At 69.4% G+C, this 1,573-nt stretch carries 1 protein-coding gene; it reads left to right on the top strand.

The genetic code is table 11. The features are described from left to right. Positions 1 to 296 precede the first annotated feature (296 nt). A complete protein-coding gene (locus ACFWVD_RS28485) occupies positions 297 to 1,283 on the top strand; it encodes a helix-turn-helix domain-containing protein (protein ID WP_379247969.1) in 987 nt (328 codons plus the stop codon). The last annotated feature ends 290 nt before the right edge of the window (positions 1,284 to 1,573 follow it).

Genomic DNA, 1,573 nt, shown 5'->3' with positions numbered 1-1,573 from the left:
CGAGTTCGGCGACACGCGTGATGGTGGCTGCCAGGGGTGCGTTGGCTACCGCGACGGGAGCCGGGAAGCCGTCTGTCACCAGTGGTTCTCCTAGATCGCGCGAAGTCGGTATGGGCACATGGTCGGCTTCTGGAATCTAGCCGCTCTCGCCCGGAAGGGCTAGAACGTGCCACAGCTGTGGCGGGAATGAGCTGTCAAGAGGCTGGAATTGCCACAATAGTTGACACTCGAATGAAGTCGGTAGCAGGATCGCCACACGGAAATGAAGATCCAGACCGGAGGAGGGGGAGCTCTCAGTGCCACATCTCGCAGCGGTGGGCCCGTCCGATGGACTCGCCCGAGCCGGTGAAGAGCGTCTGGCGGGCGAGGAATCCGCCCGCGGCGCCGTTCGGTCGGAGCGACGCAAGGAGATTTTGCGCCAGCGCCGCGAGGAGTTGGGCCTGAGCCAGGAAGATCTTGCCGCCCGGCTGCGCATCAGCGTGCGCGCGTACGGGAACTGGGAAAGAGGCCTGGTCAAAGAGTGGACGGACCGTAAACTCCTCGCCCTGGCCGAGGCCTTGGAGATGAGCGAGCGACAGTGCTTCTGGCTGTTCCGGGTCATGGTCGACCGTGACCCGCCGCCCACGTGGCGCGCCGCCGAGGAGAACAGGCTGCCCGACGATCCGGCGCAGCGCGACTACCTGTGCGACTACGCGGCCCTGATGGAGTCCGTGCCGTACCCGAGCTTCCTGGTGGACCACCGCTGGGACGTGGCCCTGACCAACTCGGCCTTCGACCAGCTCTTCCAGTCGGTGAGACCGCACCCCACGGCCCTGCCGGACGACAACTTCCTGCGCTTCGTGCTGTTCCACCCGGACGCGGCGGCCGTGCTGGAGGACCACGAACCGGCCTGGTGCGTACCGCTGCTGGCCCAGTTCGCGACCGCGCTGGCCGGGGCTCCCGAGGACGAGGGGCTGCGCAGCATCCGCCAGGAGGTGGCCCGTGACCCGTTCATGGAGGCGGCCTACCGCTACGGCGTGCCGCACTGGCTGAGCACCCACGGGACCGACGCCGCCGAGCTGGACGGGGCGGTGCGCACCGTGCGCCACCCCGACCCGCGGTGGGGTCTGGTGCGCTGCCGGATGGTGGCCGAAACCAGCCGGATGCTCGGCGAGATGGGGCTGACCCGGATCACGCTGATCCTCTCGACGCCGACGGGCGCGCCGAGGGGTCCCGTCCAGGGCGGCGGCTTCACGCACCAGCAGGGCGCCAGGCTGCGCGCCGTGCCGTCGCCGGTGGAGTGACCGACCGGGGCAGACTGGTACCGGCGGACGTGGGCCGTGGCGTGTCTGTCGGCGTGCGTCTCGGTGATCGTGGCACCGATCGTGTTCGTGTCACCGATCGTGGCACTGATCGTGGCACTGATCCGGGCACCGATCCCGGGACCGGCCACCGCGGCGGACACGTCGGCCACCGGATCTGCACTGGCGAAAGGCGGTAGGGCGTGCGGCTGACGATCCTCGGCGGGGGCGGCTTCCGGGTCCCACTCGTCTACGGAGCCCTGCTCGGCGACCGTGCCGAGGGCAGGGTCTCC

The sequence above is a fragment of the Nocardia sp. NPDC058666 genome, assembly GCF_042714895.1.
Taxonomy (GTDB): Bacteria; Actinomycetota; Actinomycetes; order Mycobacteriales; family Mycobacteriaceae; genus Nocardia.
Note: the sequence above shows the minus strand (reverse complement) of the source record. Positions and strands in the feature narration are given on the sequence as shown.